Genomic DNA, 16844 nt, shown 5'->3' on the forward strand with positions numbered 1-16844 from the left:
CGCGAGCACGATCAGGACGACCCCGAGGGTGTCGACCTTCTCGCCGTCGAGCCAGTGTTCCGGCAGGAAGAGTACGGCGGCCAGGGGCACGGCGAGGAGAGCCGCGGTCAGCAGCACGTCGGACGGGCCGACTCCCCACCGCGACAACGCAGCCCACGCGCCCCTGCCCGCCGCTGCCATTCCTCAGCTCCGTCCCTCGGTCACCAGCACCGGCTGATCCGCCGCACCCGGTTCCTCGGGCTCAGCGTCGTCAGTCGCCGGGCCCGGCCACCAGATCCAGCGGCGCAGACCCACGATCAGCGGCGCCAGCAACGCGGGCGCTACCAGCAGAGTCTGCAGCAGAACGCCGACCGCGACCACCACCCCGATCTCCACCATCGGTACGAACGGCAGCGAGGCGAGCACCGCGAACGTCGCGGCGAGCACCAGCCCCGCCGACGCGATGACCGGCCCGGTCACCGCCACCGCCCGCCGGGTCGCGGCCTCGGTGCCCAGCTCCGCGCGGTCCTCGGCGATGCGCGCGACCAGGAAGATCGCGTAGTCCACGCCGAAGGCCACGAGGAACACGAACACCAGCACCGGCATCGTCGGCTCGGCGGCGGCGAACCCGAGCAGCCCGTGGAACACCAGCGTGCCCAGGCCCAGCGCGGCGAGGTAGGACAGCACGACCGCGCCGACCACCAGCAGCGACGCGGCCAGCGCCCGCAGCAGCAGGAACAGCACCACCAGCACGACCGCGAGCACGATCGGGATCACCAGCCAGGTGTCCCGCGCGCTGGCGGCCTCGGTGTCGACCCGCTCCGCGCCCTCGCCGCCGACCAGCGCCGGGGCCGGCAGGTCGGCCCGCAGCCGCGCGATCACGGCCGCCTCCCGATCGGTGTCCGGGCCGGCCGCGGGCACGACGTCGACGAGCGTCCAGCCGTTGCCCTCCCGGGAGGTCTCCGCCGAGACGACCCCGTCGGTCGCGTGGGCGACGGCCAGCACCTCGGCGGCCCGGTCGGTCGGCGTGGCGACGGTCAGCGGCCGGCCGCCCTGACCGGGGTAGGCCTTCGCCAGCGTCGCGAACCCGGTGACCGACTCCGGGGTGGTCGTGAACGAGTCGGCCTGCCGCAGGTCGGTCGACAGGCCCGTCATGCCGATCGCGAGCGCGCCGAGCACGACCGCCGAGCCCGCCGCGGTCCGCAGCGGCCGGCCGAACACCCACCGCCACCGGTCCCGGCTCGCCGGGGGAGTGCTGCCCAGCTCGGGCACCCGGGGCCAGAACACCTTGCGCCCCAAGGCGGTGAGCACCGCGGGGAACAGCGTCAGCATGGTCGCCAGCGTCGCCACGATGCCGATCGCGCCGATCACGCCGACCCCGGAGATGTCGTTCATCTCGGCCACAAACAGGCACGCGAGCCCGAGTGCGACGGTCGACCCGGACGCGAGGATCGCCGGACCCACCCCGCGCAGCGCCGCCCGCATCGCGGCGTGCACGTCGGCGTGCCGGCGCAGCTGCTCCCGGTAGCGCGCGACCACCAGCAGCGCGTAGTCCGTGCCCGCGCCGAACACCATCACGATCATGATCGACGAGCTCTGCGTGCTGACCGTGAGGCCGAGCGCCCCGGCGACCACCCGCACGAGCGCCGTCGACAGGAACGCGGCGGCCCCGACGGTGAGCAGCGGCACCAGCCACAGGAACGGGCTGCGGTAGGTGAGGATCAGCAGGAACGCCACCACGAGCACGGTCACCAGCAGCAGCGTGGTGTCGATGCCGTCGAACACGGCGCCGACGTCCGCGCCGACCGCGGTCGGGCCGGTGACCTCGGCCGAGAGCCCGGCCGGCAGGTCGGCGGTCACCGTGCGCACGCGCTCGACGAACGCGGCCGTCCCCGCGTCCGCGCCGCCGGCCGGCCGGGTGACCGCGTACATCAGCGCGGTCCCGTCCTTCGACGGCACCGGCGGCATGGCGACGTCGAACTCGCGTGCGAGCGTGTCGTGCTGCCGGGCCACCGCGCGGGCGTCCCCGCCGGCGAGCCCGCCGGCGCGGTGGTAGACGACGAGCAGTTCCTCGTTCGGCGACCCCGGCACGCGGGCCTCGACGTCGTGCACCAGCGTCGACTCCGCGCCGGCCGGCAGCCGGTCGGTGACGTCGTCGCTCTGCACCGAGCTCATTCCCGACGCCAGCGGGAACGCCGCTACCAGCAGCAGGACCCACAGGGCCATCGTGACCCATTTGCCTCGGCGCCCGGCGGGCAACGTGAACATGGCGACCTCCGTGTGTTGTGTGCACACGGTGGCCCGCGGGGGTGGCCTGCCGCGTCTGCCCGGGGTGGACAGTCGCGCGTACTCCCGTGGTTGACCCGCACCAGCCTGCCGGTTATCTTCCCCTACCGGTAGAAGTTAGCGGAGGCTATCCTTACTTCGTGCGGCGATCATGCGGACGGGGACCGGATCTCAGCGTAACTTAGAGTTGGCTTGCCTAAGTCGCGATGCGGCTGGAAATTCGAGGTCGAGAATGCGTTGGTCCATGCGGACGGCGGCACTGGTGTCCGCGGCCGTGGTCGCCGTCGGGTCGCTGACGGCGTGCGGGAACGGCGACGGCGCCGCGGCCGGCGGGTCGTCGACGCTGACGCTCTACAACGCGCAGCACGAGGACCTCGTGAAGGCGATGGTGGCCGGGTTCACCAAGGATACCGGGATCAAGGTCGACATCCGGTCGGGCGAGGACTTCGAGCTGGGCAACCAGATCGTCCAGGAAGGCAACGCCTCGCCGGCCGACGTGTTCGTCACCGAGAACTCGCCGGCGATGAGCCTGGTCGACAGCCACGGCGGCTTCGCCAAGGTCGATGCCGCCACGCTGGCGCAGGTGCCCGGCCAGTTCGTCCCGTCGAGCAAGAACTGGACCGGCTTCGCCGCGCGGGCCACCGTGCTCGCCTACAACAACACCCAGCTCACCGCGGACAAGCTGCCGGCGTCGATCATGGACCTGGCGAAGCCGCAGTGGCAGGGCAGGTTCGGCGTGGCCGCGGCGGGCGCGGACTTCCAGGCGATCGTCAGCGCGGTGCTCGACGTCAAGGGCGAGGCCGCCACGGCCGACTGGCTGGCCGGCCTCAAGGCCAACGCGAAGATCTACCAGGGCAACGGTGCGGTGATGAAGGCCGTCAACGCCGGCGAGATCCAGGCCGGCGTCATCTATCACTACTACTGGTACAAGGACCGCGCGGAGTCCGGGACCAACAGCAACAACACCGAGCTGAAGTTCTTCGGTGGCAAGGATCCCGGCGCGTTCCTCAGCGTGTCCGGCGCCGGCGTGCTCAAGGTGAGCAAGCACCAGGCGGACGCGCAGAAGCTCGTGCGGTACCTCACGAGCAAGAAGGGGCAGGAGATCCTGTCCGCCAGCACCGCCCTCGAGTACTCCATCGCCAGCGACGTGCCGGCCAACCCGGCACTCAAGCCGCTGGCCGAGCTCGACCCGCCGACCATCGACGTCGCCAAGCTCAACGGTCCCAAGGTGGTCGAGCTGATGCAGAACGCCGGGCTCCTATGACACCGCGAGCGCGCTAGGTGACCAGGGTCGATCAGCCGGCTGCCCGCGACGTCCTCGACGTCGCGGGCAGCCGCGCGTCCCGGCCCGGCCGCCGGTACCCCGTCGGCGTGCTCACCGTCGGCGTGGTCGTCGCCCTGGTCATGTTGATACCGCTGGCTTTCATCGTCGGCTACACGATCGAGATCGGGTGGGCACAGGGGAGCGCGCTCGTGTTCCGGCCGCGGGTCGGCGAGCTGCTGTGGAACACCGTGCGGCTGATGGTCGGCGCGATGCTCGCGTGCGGGGTGCTCGGCACCGCCGCCGCGTGGCTCGTGGAACGCACGTCGCTGCCGGGCCGGCGGGTGTTCTCCGTGCTCCTGGTGGCGCCCCTGGCCATCCCGGCGTTCGTCAACAGCTACGCCTGGGTGTCGCTGGTGCCCTCGGCCAGCGGCTACGGCAGCGCGCTGCTGATCGTGACGCTGTCCTACTTCCCGTTCGTCTACCTGCCGGTCGCCGCCACGCTGCGCGGCCTGGACCCGGCGCTGGACGAGACCGCGCACTCGCTCGGGCACGGCGCGCTGCGCACGTTCCTGCGCAGCACCCTGCCGCAGCTGCGCCCGGCGCTGCTGGGTGGCTGCCTGCTGGTGGGCCTGCACCTGCTCGCCGAGTTCGGCGCGTTGCAGATGCTGCGCTTCCCCACCTTCACGACCGCGATCTACGACCAGTACCGCTCGACGTTCAGCGGACCCGCGGCCAACATGCTGGCCGGCGTGCTGGTGCTGTGCTGCCTGGTGCTGCTGGTGGGCGAGCTGCGGCTGCGGGGCAGGGCCCGGTACGCACGCACCGGCGGGGGAGCCGCGCGGCCGGCGGTCCGGGTGCGCCTCGGGGTGCTGAGCGCTCCTGCGGTGCTGCTGCTCGCCGCGCTGGTGGCGCTGGCCCTCGGGGTGCCGCTGGTGAGCCTCGGCTACTGGCTGGCCACCGGCAGCTCGGCCGGCATCGATGTCGACCTGTTGCTGCGCACCACCGGCACCTCGATCGGGCTCGGCCTGCTCGGCGCGCTGGTGACGACGGTCGCGGCGATCCCGTTGGCCTGGCTCAGCATCCGGCACCGCGGCCGGCTCAGCACGATGCTCGAGCGCGCCACCTACACCGGCAGCGCGCTGCCGGGCATCGTGGTGGCGCTGGCGCTGGTCACCGTCGCGATCCGGCTCACCCCGGAGCTGTACCAGACGACCGGGCTGCTGGTGGTGGGCTACGGGATCCTGTTCATGCCCCGCGCGATGGTGAGCATCCGGGCGTCGCTGGCGCAGACCCCGCCGGTGCTCGAGGACGTCGCGGCCGCACTGGGCAGCGGGCGGCTGGCGACCCTGCGCCGGGTGACGCTGCCGCTGGTGGCGCCCGGGCTCGGCGCGGGCGCGGCCCTGGTGTTCCTCGCCGTGGTCACCGAGCTGACCGCCACGTTGCTGCTGGCGCCCACCGGCACGCAGACCCTCGCCACCGAGTTCTGGAGCCAGAGCAGCAGCATCGCCTACGGCGCGGCCGCCCCGTACGCCGCGGTGATGGTGCTGATCTCCGCCCCGGCCACCTACCTGCTCACCCGACAGCTGCGAAGGGAGCCGCTGGGATGACCTCCTTGACCGTCGCCGGCCTCACCAAGTCGTTCACCGGCGCCCCGGTACTCGCGGGTGTCGACCTGCACGTGCCGGCGAACAGCCTCACCGCCGTGCTCGGGCCGTCCGGGTGCGGCAAGACCACGCTGCTGCGGCTCATCGCCGGGTTCGCCGACCCGGACGGCGGCACGATCGAGTTCGGCGACGAGGTCGTGTTCGGCCCGGGCCGCCGCGTCCCGTCCCGGCGGCGCAGGGTCGGCTACGTCGCCCAGGAGGGCGCGCTGTTCCCGCACCTGTCGGTGGCGGCCAACATCACCTTCGGGCTGCCCCGGCGCGACCGCGGGGACGCCGGCCGGGTCGCCGCGCTGCTCGAGTTGGTCGGCATGCCCACCGCGCTGGCGCGCCGCTACCCGCACGAGCTCTCCGGCGGGCAGCAGCAGCGGGTGGCGCTGGCCAGGGCGCTCGCGCCGGAGCCGTCGGTGGTGTTGCTGGACGAGCCGTTCTCCGCGCTGGACGCGGGGTTGCGGGAGAGCACCCGCCGCGCGGTGCGCGAGGCGCTGCGGACCAGCAAGGCCACCACCATCCTGGTCACCCACGACCAGGCCGAGGCGCTGTCGCTGGCCGACCAGGTCGGCGTGCTGCGCGACGGGCGGCTGGCCCAGCTGGGCAGCCCGGCCGAGGTGTACGGCACGCCGGCGGACTCCGCCACGGCCGCGTTCGTCGGCGAGGCGGTGCTGCTGCCCGCGACGATCCGGGACGGCCTGGCGGAGTGCGTGCTCGGGACCGTCCCGATCGAACGGTCCACTGTGGAGGGCGTGGCGCAGGTGCTGATCCGCCCCGAGCAGCTGCGGCTCACGCCGACGGCCACCACCGGGATCCTCGCCCGGATCCGCGACGTGAGCTACTACGGCCACGACGCGTCGGTCCGGCTGGACGTGCTGCCGGACGGGATCCCCGTCACCGCACGGATCGCCGGCCACGAGCTGACCACGCTGAACGGTGAGGTCCGGCTCACCGTGGTCGGCCGTGGCCTGGCGTATCCGGCTACGAACGGCGTGGCGCCGTAACGACCTCCTGATGGTTGATGGTCAACTCGAGATTTCCGCCGTGGCCTCCTCTGCCGGGATCGTGATGGCGTCCCGGGGCCGTGCGCCGGCGGAGACGTAGCCGACCAGGGCGATGATCGTGATGAGGAACAGCACGCTGGTCATGGTGGCGCCCAGGCCGAGGCCGCCGGCGTCGGACTTCTGGCTCAGCAGGTCGCCGAGCGACGCGCCGAGCGGCCGGGTCAGGATGTAGACCAGCCAGAACGCCACCACCGCGTGGAGCTTCACGCCGAAGCGGGCGAGGGCGATCACCGCGATGAGCCCGCCGAAGATCAGCGCGGCGGTGGCGTAGCCGAGGTTGAGCTTCTCGGCGGCCAGGTCGCCCGCGGCGGTGCCGAGCGCGAAGGTGAACAGGATCGCCAGCCAGTAGAACGCCTCCCGGCGGGTCGTGTCGACGCTCCGGATCGACAGCGTCCGCTCGACGGCGAACCAGATCGCGAAGGTGAGCACCAGTGCGACGCTGAAGACGATGGTGGTCGTCTCGAGCGGCACCCCCGCGGTGTCGGTGAGGTTGTCGGTGATCAGGGTGCCGACGATGCTGATCAGCACCACGGCGAGCCAGTAGACCCACGGTATGTAGCGGGTGGTCCGGAACTGCACGACCAGGGCCACGATGAGCAGGATGCTCATGACGTACGTGGTGGTGGTGAGCCCGAGGTTCAGGTCGAAGTTCAGATAGTCCGCCGCGGTCTCCCCGACCGTCGTGGACAGAACTTTGATGATCCAGAAGATGATGGTGACTTCCGGGACCTTGTTGAGCATTGTGCGACCACTCGAGACGTGCTGCGGGTATGGCGGCACGGGCAACTCCTTTGTTCGGTGTTCAACGGGTTGGGTCAGAGCTCACGCAGGACCCGCAGCGGTGGCCGGCGGGCGAGCCGGATGGTCGCGGCGGTGACGGCCGCGAGCGCGGCCAGTAGCGTGAGCGTGACCGCGGCCAGGTACGGCCACGGCGTCGTGGGCGCCGTTGGTGGCGGATCGAACACCCCGGTGAGGACCTTCACCAGGACCTGGGACAGCAGCCAGCCCGTGAGCGCGCCACTGATGAGACCGCCCGCGGTGAGGACGGCGGTCTCGCCGGTGACGAACGCCCGGAGCTGGCGTGGGGTCGCGCCGAGCGCGGCGGCGATCGCGAACGAGCGGCGCCGTTCGGCGAGGCCGAGCGCGAGGACCAGGGCGCCCGCGGCGGCGGCGAGCACCAGCCCGAAGCCGAGCTCGACCTGGCTGAGCCCGGCGAGGTCGACCGCGGTGAGGCTCGAGCCGATCGTGGTGCGGGTGTGCGCCAGGTCGGTCACCGTCGCCGAGGGACCGAGCAGGTTGCGGATGCCCTCGGCCACCGCCGTGCTGTTGGCGCCGTTGGTGTCGACGAGGAACGCGCCGACGGTGGAGCTGCCGGTCATCTTGGCGACATAGGTGGAGTTGGCCACCAGGAAGCTGTCGCTCGGCGCGGTGGGGAACTCGCTGACGACCCCCGCGTAGTGGAACGGCACCGTCACGAGCTGCTTGGTGCGCCCGTTCTGCAGCCGCAGGTTGAGCTGGTCTCCCGGGTGGAGCTGGAAGTCCTTCACGGTCTCCGCGCTGACCAGGACGCTGTCCGGCTGGGCGGCCAGCCGGTCCATGAGCTGGCGCGCGGTGCCACCCTGGAAGAAGCTGTCCTGCAACGCGGTGACGCCGGTGATCGAGCTCGGCCGCACGCCGTAGAGGTCCTGCAGGTCGGTGCCGACGTAGGCATAGCGGTGCTGGACCGGCTCCACCGCGTGGACCCCGGGCACCTTGGCGAGCCGGTTCGCGTCCGACGGTGGCGTCTCGGCGCCGGGGGACGGGGTGACCGTGACGTCCGCGCCGTTGGTGAGCTGGGCGTCCACCTCGGCCTGCGTGCGGTAGGTCGCGTTGAAGGTGGCGGTCGACGCGGCGAAGGCGAGCGCGAGGCCGAGCAGCACGATCGCCCTGGCGAGCAGGGATCGCTGCCGGGACAGGGAGTTCGCCACCGTGCCGGACAGCCCGCCGGCCAGCGGTCGCAGCACGTGCCGCAGCAGGCCTCGGCCGCGGCCGAGCGCGAGGTCGGTCAGCCGCCAGGCCAGCAGGGCCGCGCCGGTCCACAGCAGTGCCGGGCCGGCGAAGGCCCAGTAGGACACCGAGATCGTGGGCGCGCCCTCGGGGGCGAGCACGAGCTGGTAGCCGCCCCGGCTGGTGGACCAGAACACGATGCCACCGGCCGCGAGCAGGATCAGGTCCAGCCCGTACCGGCTCCACAGTGGACCGCGGGTGGTCCGCTGCAGGATGCGCCCCGAGGCCACTGTGGACACTCGAAGGTCGCGCCAGGCCGGTATCAGGACGGTCGCGGCCGCGATCGCCAGCCCGACCACCGCCGCTGCCACGCTCCAGCTGAGCGATGCCGCGGTGCCGAACGCGAGGTGGTCGATCAGCACGGCAGCGCCGAGGCCGACGGCCGCACCGGCCACGCCGGTGAGGACGGCCTCGACCGCGGCGAGGCTCAGCAGGTTCCCCGCCGTGGCGCCGCGGGCCCGGAGCAGCGCGTGCTCGCGCCGCCGGCGGACGGCCCCGGTGCTGACCACGGTCGCGGTCAGCAGGCCGGCCAGCACGGCGGCCGGCGTTGCGAGGAACAGGAACAGGATCTGCGCGTAGGCGGCGTCGGCGCGGGCGGCGTCCAGCGCGGCCGCGAGGTTGTTGCCGACCACGCCGGCACCGGAGGTGGCGGCCTCGAAGTGGTTGGCCGCGGCGGTGACGGAGGTGTAGGCGTCCGCGGGTGCGCTCGGCAGCTGGTGGCCGAGTGCCACGTGGACCTGGGAGTGCACGAGGTCGGGCCGGGCGGCGGCGAGCGGGTCGAACGTGGTGTGCCACAACGGCTGGTCGAGCAGCACGATGTTGTCCGGCGGCGCCTTCGGCTGTGCCGACGGTGGCGCGCCGACGTTCTGGAACATCGTGTCCGCGTGCGGCAGGTCGACGATCCCGGTCACCACGACGGACACGGGCGCGAGCCCGGTCCGTCCGATGAGGACGGTGTCGCCGGGCGCGACGTGCAGGTTGGCCGCGGTCTGCTGGGCCACCAGCACGCCGTGGTCGGTGCCGGCCAGGACGCGCACCGAGCCCGGGAACGCCGACGGGTAACCCGCCGGGATCCCGAGGACCTTGCCCGGTCCGGTCGTCTGGGTGGTGGCACCGGCCGTCGCGGTGGTGGTCGCGACGAGGCCGCTGGTGCTGGCGTAGCCGACGGGTTCGGTACGCCGCACGCCCGGCGTGTTCTGCAGGGCCTTCTGGAGGTCGGCGGTGTTGGCACCGGCCACCTGCCAGTCGATCGTGACACCGCGGACCGCGCGGGCGGTCATCGAGGCCTGCGCCCCGGACAGGAAGCTGCCGAGCGCGGCGAGCAGGGCGACCGCGAGGGCGACCCCGCCGGCGATCGCGACCAGCCGGGCGCCGCGGCGGCGGATGAGGCCGGCGGCCCAGGTCCCGATCATCGGTCCCGTCCCCGGTCGAGGCGGCCGTCGCGCATCTGCCACTGTTCGGCGAGCCGGCCGGCGACGGTCGGGTCGTGCGTGGCGATCACGAGCGCGGCGCCGACCTCGTCCGCGGTGGACAGCAGCACCGACAGGACCCGGTCGGCGGTGTGCCGGTCGAGCTGGCCGGTCGGCTCGTCGGCCAGGATCAGCAGCGGCCGGGCGGCGAGCACCCGGGCGATGGCCACCCGTTGGGCCTGCCCGCCGGAGAGCTCGTCGGGCAGTGAGCCGGCGAGCTCGTCGATGCCCAGCCGGCTCATGGCCTGCAGGGCACGTTCGGTCGCGTCGTCGGGCCGGTGGCCGGCCAGGAGCAGGGGCAAGGCGACGTTCTCCGTGACGTCCAGGGCCGGCAGCAGGCTCGGGCCCTGGAACACGAGCCCGATCTCGGTGCGGCGGGGGAGTGCGGGCCAGTCGATGGTGCCCGTGGTGGGGTGCTCGAGGCCGGCGAACAGGTGCAGCAGGGTGGACTTGCCGGAGCCGGACGGGCCCGTGAGCGCCACCCGGGCGCCGGGCTTGATCCGGCAGGTGGCGCCGTGCACGGCGACCACCGCGGCGGCACCGGAGCCGTAGGTGCGCGCGAGGTCGACGCACTCGACCAGCACCGCCGGGTCGAGGGTGGCGTCGGCGGTCGCGCTCAGCTCGGCGGGCCGGACGGTTCTGCGGGCGATCATGACCGGACCTTTCCGTCGTCGAGGCGGATGATGTTGTGGGCGATGGCGGCCACCGCGGGGCTGTGGCTCGCGATGAGCACGGCGGTGCCGTCCTTGGTGGCGGCGGTGAGCAGCTCGAGCACCCGTGCCTCGGTGTTGCTGTCGAGCTCGCCGGTCGGCTCGTCGGCCAGCAGCACCGCGGGCTTGTTGGCCAGGGCGACGGCGAGGCCGGCGCGGGCGACCTCGCCGCCGGACAGCTCGCTGGGCCGGGCGTGGCCGCGGTGCTCGAGGCCCATCGCGGCGATCAGCTCGCGCCGGTCCGCGCGCTTGTGGCCGCGGGCGAAACCCTGCACCAGCGCGAGGTTCTGCGCGAGCGTGAGGTGCTCGAGCAGGTTCGCCTGCTGGAACAGGATGCCGACGAGGCCGGCGCGCAGCCGGGTCCTGGCCCGCTCGGGGCGGTGGCTGATCCGCTGCCCGGCGATGTGGACGCTGCCGCCGTCGGGGTCGTCCATGCCCGCGATGCAGGCCAGCAGGGTCGACTTGCCCGACCCGGACGGCCCGGTCACCGCGACCAGCTCGCCCGGGCGCACCGTGAGCGAGACTCCTTGCAGGGCAAGGGTCTCCTCCTCGCCGGCCCGGTAGAACCGGTACAGCGAGCGGGCCCGCACGGCCGGTTCCGTGCTCGTCATCACGGCCACCGCAGCGAGTTGGTGACGGTGCGCCACGGGTCGACGTTGTCGGCGCCCTTCGGGCCGGTCAGGGTGATGATGATCTCCCGGCCGCCGTGCCAGAACTCGTAGCGCTCGACCGACTCGGTGACGGTCTTGCCGGTCACCGGGTCCGCGGGCGACGTCGCCTGGTAGGTGATCAGGACCCCGTTGCCCGCGGTGCGCTTCACCGGGTCCACCGCGCCGGGCTTGTAGCCGGGCAGCGCCCGCAGCGTCGGCACCTCCTCGGCGGTCGCGGTCTGCACGGTCGGCGCCTGCGGCCGCGGCGCGGCCTCGACGCGGACGCTGTTGAACTTGTCGCTGAACACGGTCGCCGTGCCGTCGGTGGTGCGTGCCCAGCCTTCGGGCACCTTCACGGTGAACGTGTGGTCGGCCGGGCTGAACGGCACGTAGACCTGGTTGTCCGGGATGTCCCCGGCCGCGTTTGGCTCCGGCGCGTTCGGGTTGGGCGCGCTCGTCGGGGCCTGCGGGGTGGTGCTCTGCCCGCACGCGGCGAGCAGCGCCGCGGCGGCCAGGAAGGTGGCGAGCGTGGGAACGAGCTTCATCTGTTCTCCGTGGTTCGGTTCGGTTCAGCGAGACGTTCAGTGCGACATCGACCGGGCGCCGGCGGACGTGTGCGGGCCGGAGCGCAGCGTGACGGTGAAGAAGTCGCGGAGGTCGGTGCTCAGATAGCGGTCGGCGGGGCCCGGTATGGCCGGCAGCAGCTTGCGCGCGAAGGAGCTGTGGCCCGGGTCGTAGGTGTTGAAGGCGACCATGTCGGAGTGGATGTCGAGCTGCATGCCGTGCACGATCCCGGCCTGGCTCATCGCCTCGGCGAGCGTCGCGAGGGTGAGCTGGTTGCCGGCGACGTAGATCAGGTGGCCGGCGGAGTCGGTGCCGATGCCGGAGCGCCAGGTGTACTGGAACTGGCTGCGCGAGCTGCCCCACCGGGCGTCCCGGTTGACGTCCAGCCCGGACACCACGTGGCCGTGGTCCACGATCAGGTCCAGGTTCTGCCGGACCGCGACGACGTCGTTCGTCAGGTGCGCGTCGCGCCCCCACTGGGCGATCGACACCGTGCCGTCGCGGTGGATGACGAGCGACGCGGCGCCGTTGCGGAGCGGGACCAGGGTCTGCCCGTTGAGGTAGGCCCCGCCGTTGGCGTCGACCATCTTGAACCCCGAGTTGAACACGGCCACCAGCCGCGAGCGGTCGCTCGCCGGCACCCGGGCGGGGGCGCTCCGGTTGGGCACCGGTTCCCGGGTGCCGGGGACGAGCTGGGTGGTCACGAGGTCCTGGTTGATCCAGGCCGCGCCGGCCAGCACGCTGGCGTGCTGGGTGTCCGGCCGGAAGAAGGTGGTGTACACGGCGCCCTGGCTGTCGGCGGGCACCCAGGCGCCCTCGCCGCGCAGGGGGACCCCGTGGGTGGCCAGCTTGGCCGGCCGCGACCCGACCGGCTTGGCCTGGTGGGCGAGCTGGTGGGGCACGGTGTTGGCGGCCGGCTGGGTGTTCGCCGGGGCGTGCCGGCCGTACCACCAGTTCTCGACGGCGTCGACCAGCGCGCCCGCGCCCATGGAGTCGCGCAGCCAGTCCACCGTGCGGACCGCTACGGTCGCGTTGCCCGGGTAGGTCAGCGCCTGCGCGTAGGTCACCGCCGGATAGATCAGCGCCAGTAGGAGGGCTACCCCCACGAACCGCCGGACCCGTCGTGCTCGTCCTGCCCGCCGCGCCTTGGGGGGCCGCATACCCACTGTGTCGGTCATAACCGTGACGCTATGGAGGTGCGGGTACTGGCGTGGCCAGCTCAAGGTTAGCCGATGGCAAACTTCGCCAACTCGCCCGCCGGAAAGGGTGCGCGAACCGGATTCTGGGCGTCAAATAGCACCCTGAGCCGAGTGTTACAGGGGTAGAGGTAGCCGATGTCGAATGTCCATGATGGACAAAACGGGCGGGCGATCGCGATCGTCGCCTGGCTCACCCGAGCGGCCGGGGTGCTGGCGGTGCTCGCCGCCGTACTTCCCGGCCGGCGGCTGCTCCGGTCACCCGTCGCCGAGTGGCTGGGCCTGCCGCCCGAGGTGACCCTGGCGGCTGCCGCGGCGATGGCCGTCGCCGGCGCCGGGCTCGTGTCCCTCGCGACCGGGCTGCGCCGCCGCAAGCGCCGCGCGTGGCAGCTGGCGGTGCTGCTGACCGGGGCGGTCACCGGCCTGCAGCTCGTGCTGCACCACCGGTACCTGCCGTCGCTCGTTCCCGCGGCCTTGCTGCTGGGGTTGCTGGTGGTGCTGCTGGCCAACGGCGACCGGTTCACCGCGGTGCCCGACCCGGCGATCGGCCGCTGGTACGCCATCCGGGTCTTCGTCCAGTTCGCCGCGATCGGCGTGGCGATCGACTTCGTCCTGCTCATGGTCCAGTCGAACCGGCTGGTCGGCACCCCGCCGACCGGCGCGCGGCTGGCGCACTCGGTGCTGGCGCTGGGCGGCGTGACCGGCCCGGTGCGCTTCACCAGCCTGGCGCTGGACGACCTGACGGCGGTGGTCGGCCTCGTCTTCGGCGTCACGGCGGTCGTGCTCGGCGGCTACTTCCTGCTGCGCTCCGCGGAACCGGCGCCGTCGATGAGCGCGGAGGACCAGCAGCGGTTACGCGCGCTGCTCGCCACCCAGGGCGGGCACGACTCGCTCGGCTACTTCGCGCTGCGGTCGGACAAGTCGGTCGTGTTCTCCCCGACCGGCAAGGCGGCGGTGACCTACCGGACGCTCGCCGGAGTGGCGCTGTCCTCCGGGGACCCGCTCGGCGACCCGGAGGCGTGGCCGGGTGCGATCACCGGCTTCCTGGACACCTGCGCCCGGTTCGGCTGGGTGCCCGCGGTGCTGGGCTGCTCCACGCGTGGCGCCACCGTCTACAACCGGCACGGGCTGCGCGTGCTCGAGCTGGGCGACGAGGCCGTGGTCGACGTGGACCAGTTCACCCTGCACGGCCGCGCGATGCGGGACGCGCGGAAGATGGTCACCCGGGCCCGCAAGGCCGGGTACCGCGTCGACGTCCGCACGGTCGCGGAGCTGCACCCCGCCGAGCGGGAGATGTTGGCCGAGCTGATGGAGCGGTGGCGCGGCAGCGAGCCCGACCGCGGCTACTCGATGGCCCTGGGCCGCGCCGCGGATCCTCGCGACGCCGACTGCGTGCTGGTCACCGCGTCCTGCGAGGGTCAGGTGCGCGGGCTGCTGCAGTTCGTCCCGTGGGGCCCCGACGGGCTGTCGCTGGACCTGATGCGCCGCGACCGGACCAGCTCCGACAGCGGGCTCAACGAGCTGATGATCATCGAGCTGCTGGAGAGCTGCGCGGCCCTCGGCGTCCGGCGGGTGTCGCTGAACTTCGCGGTGTTCCGCGCCGCCCTCGCGCGCGGCGAGCGGATCGGCGCCGGCCCGATCGACCGGATGTGGGCGCGGCTGCTGCGGCTGGGCTCCCGCTGGTGGCAGATCGAGAGCCTGTACCGGTTCAACGCGAAGTTCGCGCCGACCTGGGTGCCCCGCTACATCGCCTTCCCCGCCGGCCGCGAACTCCCGAGGATCGTGCTGGCCGCGATGGAGGCCGAGGGCTTCGGCGGCCGCCCGAGGCTGCTGCGCTCGGCGTTGTCGCGCGAGCCGCTCGACGCCGTGCCGGAGCCGGTGGCGTCCTAGCGGCGTCCGCGGAAGCCGGTGTTCCTCGAGGACGCTCCCAAAGGGCGTCCTGGTCGGGTCCTAGGCGTGCCGGGTCGGGAGGAGCAGCGTGAACGTGGGGGGCGCTGGTTGCGCCAGCCGCAGCCGGCCTCCCTCGGCCTCGGCCAGGCGGCGGGCCAGGGCGAGGCCGATGCCGTGGCCGTTCGCCGACGGGGTGGGCTCCGCGCGGGGGCGGAACGGGTCGGCGTCCATCTCGATGCCCGGGCCCTCGTCGGAGACGTCCACGGCCACCGCGTTGCCCGCGTCCCGCACGGCGACCGAGACCGCGCCGCGGCCGTGGCGCAGTGCGTTGTCCAGTAAGACGGTCACGATCTGGCGCAGCACCGGCGCGGCCACGACGAAACCGGCCACATCGGACCGGACGTCGACCCGGAGGGCGCGGCCCTGCTCGGCGAGCAGCCCATGCCAGTCGTGTTCGAGCTCGGCCAGCAGCGGGCCGAGCGGCCCGATCCCGCCGTCCGGCTGGGAGTTCCGCGCGAGTGCGAGCAGGTCGTCGATCGTGCGCTCCAGCCGGTCGGTCGTCGCGAGGCCGGCGGTGATCGAGTCGCGCAGGTCGGCCCCCGGAGTGTCCAATGCGGACTCCAGCTGCAGGCGCAGCCCGGCGAGCGGGGTGCGCAGCTGGTGCGAGGCGTCCGCGGAGAACGCGCGCTCGCGGGCGAGCAGGTCGGTCAGCCGGTGTGCCGTCGTGTCCAGCGAGTTGCCCACCGAGTCGATCTCGTCGATGCCCGAGCGGGCCGCGCGGACGGTGAAGTCGCCGCTGCCGAGCCGGTGCGCGGCGTCCGTCAGCTCCTCGAGCGGCGCGGCCAGCCTGCGGGCCTGGCGCCGCGCGATCGCCCAGGTGGTGACGATGGCGACCACGCCGAGCACCGTCATGCCCGTCCAGGTGACCACGGTCCGCTGCCACACCTCGGCCCTGGGCGTGGCCGCGCGGACGATCCCGAGCACCCGCGACCCGTCGCCGACCGCCACCGCGAGGACCAGCTCGCTCGGCGTGTCCGCGGAGATCACCGCGTCCGGGGCGGCCCCGGACACCGCGTCCTCCAGGTCGGGGGGCCCGTTGCCGAGCTGGCGGGTGCCGTCCACCCGGTACAGCGCGACCGAGGTGGACTCCTGGGTGACGGGCAGGTGGTCGGGCACCTCGCCGCGGACCAGCGTGGCCGCGATCGTGAGCGCGACCGAGTCCGCCAGCCGCTCCAGCTCGGCCCGCTCGTCGTCGAGGTAGTACCGGGCGACGCCGACCGCCAGCGGCACCCCGAACAACGTGATCGCCAGTACGGCGGCCAGCAGGGACACCGCGACGATGCGCTTGCGCACCCGTCCGCCCTCAGCCCGACGCCGGCGCCGCCGGCGGCTCCAGCCGGTAGCCGTGCCCGCGGATGGTGGCGATCTCCGGCACCTGCCCGGCCCCGGCGGCCTCGGTGAGCTTGCGGCGGATGGCGGCGACGTGCACGTCCAGCGTCTTGGTGGAGCCGAACCACTGGGCGTCCCACACGTCGGCCATCAGGGTCTCTCGCCGGACGGCGACCCCGGGCTCCCGGGCCAGCCTCAGCATCAGGTCGAACTCCTTGGCACGCAACGACAGCTCGTGGTCGGCGACGGTGACCCGGCGCGCCGCCGGGTCGATGCGCAGCTGGCCGATCTCGACCAGCTCGGCGTCCTCGTTGGCGCTGGACTCGCGGCGCAGGTGGGCCCGGATCCGCGCGTGGAGCTCGGCCAGCCGCACCGGCTTGGTGAGGTAGTCGTCGGCGCCGGCCTCGAGCCCGACGACGACGTCCATCTCCTCGGCCCGCGCGGTGACGATGACCAGGACGCAGGCGGGCTGGATCTCGCGGAACCGGCGGCACACCTCGGTGCCGTCGAGGTCCGGCAGGCCCAGGTCGATGAGCGCGAGGTCGAAGGTGTTGCCGGCGGCGTCACGCAGCGCGTCCCGGCCGGTCCGCTGCCAGCGCACGTCGTGGCCGTGCTGCTGCAGGCTCGCCTGCAGCACCTGGCCGATCGTCTGGTCGTCCTCGACCACCAGGAGTCTCGCCACGCG

14 protein-coding genes are annotated in these 16844 nt (G+C 73.2%); 4 read left to right on the forward strand and 10 right to left on the reverse strand.

What is annotated here, in order from left to right; translation table 11 throughout:
- Together VGD70_RS10755 and VGD70_RS10760 are read right to left on the reverse strand one after the other, a co-directional pair.
- A partial coding sequence (locus VGD70_RS10755) for a hypothetical protein (protein ID WP_331080656.1) occupies window positions 1–180 on the reverse strand: 180 nt, incomplete at its 3' end.
- Window positions 181–183: 3 nt separating this feature from the next.
- Window positions 184–2247 carry an MMPL family transporter gene (locus VGD70_RS10760; protein ID WP_331080658.1) on the reverse strand — a complete coding sequence of 688 codons (2064 nt, stop codon included), beginning with the start codon at window positions 2245–2247 and terminating at the stop codon, window positions 184–186.
- A gap of 262 nt (window positions 2248–2509) precedes the next feature.
- On the opposite strand from VGD70_RS10760, the gene VGD70_RS10765 reads away from it, so the two are divergent.
- Genes VGD70_RS10765 through VGD70_RS10775 form a run of 3 tightly spaced genes read left to right on the forward strand, consistent with a single transcriptional unit; the run spans window position 2510 to window position 6185 of the window.
- Window positions 2510–3529, forward strand: a complete 1020-nt coding sequence (locus tag VGD70_RS10765; protein WP_331080660.1) for an iron ABC transporter substrate-binding protein — start codon at window positions 2510–2512, stop codon at window positions 3527–3529.
- A 17-nt stretch (window positions 3530–3546) separates the two neighbouring features.
- The gene (locus VGD70_RS10770) at window positions 3547–5136 is read left to right on the forward strand and encodes an iron ABC transporter permease (protein ID WP_331080661.1); all 1590 of its coding nucleotides are present in this window, start codon (window positions 3547–3549) and stop codon (window positions 5134–5136) included.
- The gene (locus VGD70_RS10775; protein WP_331080663.1) at window positions 5133–6185 is read left to right on the forward strand and encodes an ABC transporter ATP-binding protein; all 1053 of its coding nucleotides are present in this window, start codon (window positions 5133–5135) and stop codon (window positions 6183–6185) included. The genes VGD70_RS10770 and VGD70_RS10775 overlap by 4 nt, the downstream gene beginning before the upstream one ends.
- Before the next feature lie 21 nt (window positions 6186–6206).
- On the opposite strand, the gene VGD70_RS10780 is transcribed toward VGD70_RS10775, so the two are convergent.
- The 6 genes from VGD70_RS10780 to VGD70_RS10805 form a co-directional block, all read right to left on the reverse strand.
- A complete protein-coding gene (locus VGD70_RS10780) occupies window positions 6207–6986 on the reverse strand; it encodes a hypothetical protein (protein WP_331080665.1) in 780 nt (259 codons plus the stop codon).
- Window positions 6987–7060: 74 nt separating this feature from the next.
- Window positions 7061–9703 carry an ABC transporter permease gene (locus tag VGD70_RS10785; protein WP_331080667.1) on the reverse strand — a complete coding sequence of 881 codons (2643 nt, stop codon included), beginning with the start codon at window positions 9701–9703 and terminating at the stop codon, window positions 7061–7063.
- Window positions 9700–10413, reverse strand: coding sequence for an ABC transporter ATP-binding protein (locus tag VGD70_RS10790; RefSeq protein ID WP_331080669.1), 714 nt, complete (start codon window positions 10411–10413; stop codon window positions 9700–9702). Before VGD70_RS10790 ends, VGD70_RS10785 begins: the two co-directional genes overlap by 4 nt.
- Window positions 10410–11081 carry an ABC transporter ATP-binding protein gene (locus VGD70_RS10795; protein WP_331080671.1) on the reverse strand — a complete coding sequence of 224 codons (672 nt, stop codon included), beginning with the start codon at window positions 11079–11081 and terminating at the stop codon, window positions 10410–10412. Before VGD70_RS10795 ends, VGD70_RS10790 begins: the two co-directional genes overlap by 4 nt.
- The gene (locus VGD70_RS10800) at window positions 11081–11665 is read right to left on the reverse strand and encodes a hypothetical protein (RefSeq protein WP_331080673.1); all 585 of its coding nucleotides are present in this window, start codon (window positions 11663–11665) and stop codon (window positions 11081–11083) included. The genes VGD70_RS10795 and VGD70_RS10800 overlap by 1 nt, the downstream gene beginning before the upstream one ends.
- Before the next feature lie 36 nt (window positions 11666–11701).
- Window positions 11702–12862 carry a phosphodiester glycosidase family protein gene (locus VGD70_RS10805; protein ID WP_331080675.1) on the reverse strand — a complete coding sequence of 387 codons (1161 nt, stop codon included), beginning with the start codon at window positions 12860–12862 and terminating at the stop codon, window positions 11702–11704.
- Between the two features lie 156 nt (window positions 12863–13018).
- Between VGD70_RS10805 and VGD70_RS10810 the strand changes: the two genes are divergently transcribed.
- Entirely contained in the window at window positions 13019–14770 is a 1752-nt protein-coding gene (locus VGD70_RS10810; protein WP_331080677.1) for a phosphatidylglycerol lysyltransferase domain-containing protein, read from the forward strand.
- 60 nt (window positions 14771–14830) lie between these two features.
- Here VGD70_RS10810 and VGD70_RS10815 read toward each other — a convergent pair whose 3' ends face one another.
- Both VGD70_RS10815 and VGD70_RS10820 read right to left on the reverse strand, forming a co-directional pair.
- On the reverse strand, window positions 14831–16123 hold the full coding sequence (locus VGD70_RS10815) for a HAMP domain-containing sensor histidine kinase (RefSeq protein ID WP_331080679.1): 1293 nt from the start codon (window positions 16121–16123) through the stop codon (window positions 14831–14833).
- Window positions 16124–16133: 10 nt separating this feature from the next.
- Window positions 16134–16841, reverse strand: coding sequence for a response regulator transcription factor (locus tag VGD70_RS10820; protein ID WP_331080681.1), 708 nt, complete (start codon window positions 16839–16841; stop codon window positions 16134–16136).
- Window positions 16842–16844: the final 3 nt, after the last annotated feature.

Source organism: Actinophytocola sp. (assembly GCF_036402745.1).
Taxonomy (GTDB): domain Bacteria; phylum Actinomycetota; class Actinomycetes; order Mycobacteriales; family Pseudonocardiaceae; genus Actinophytocola.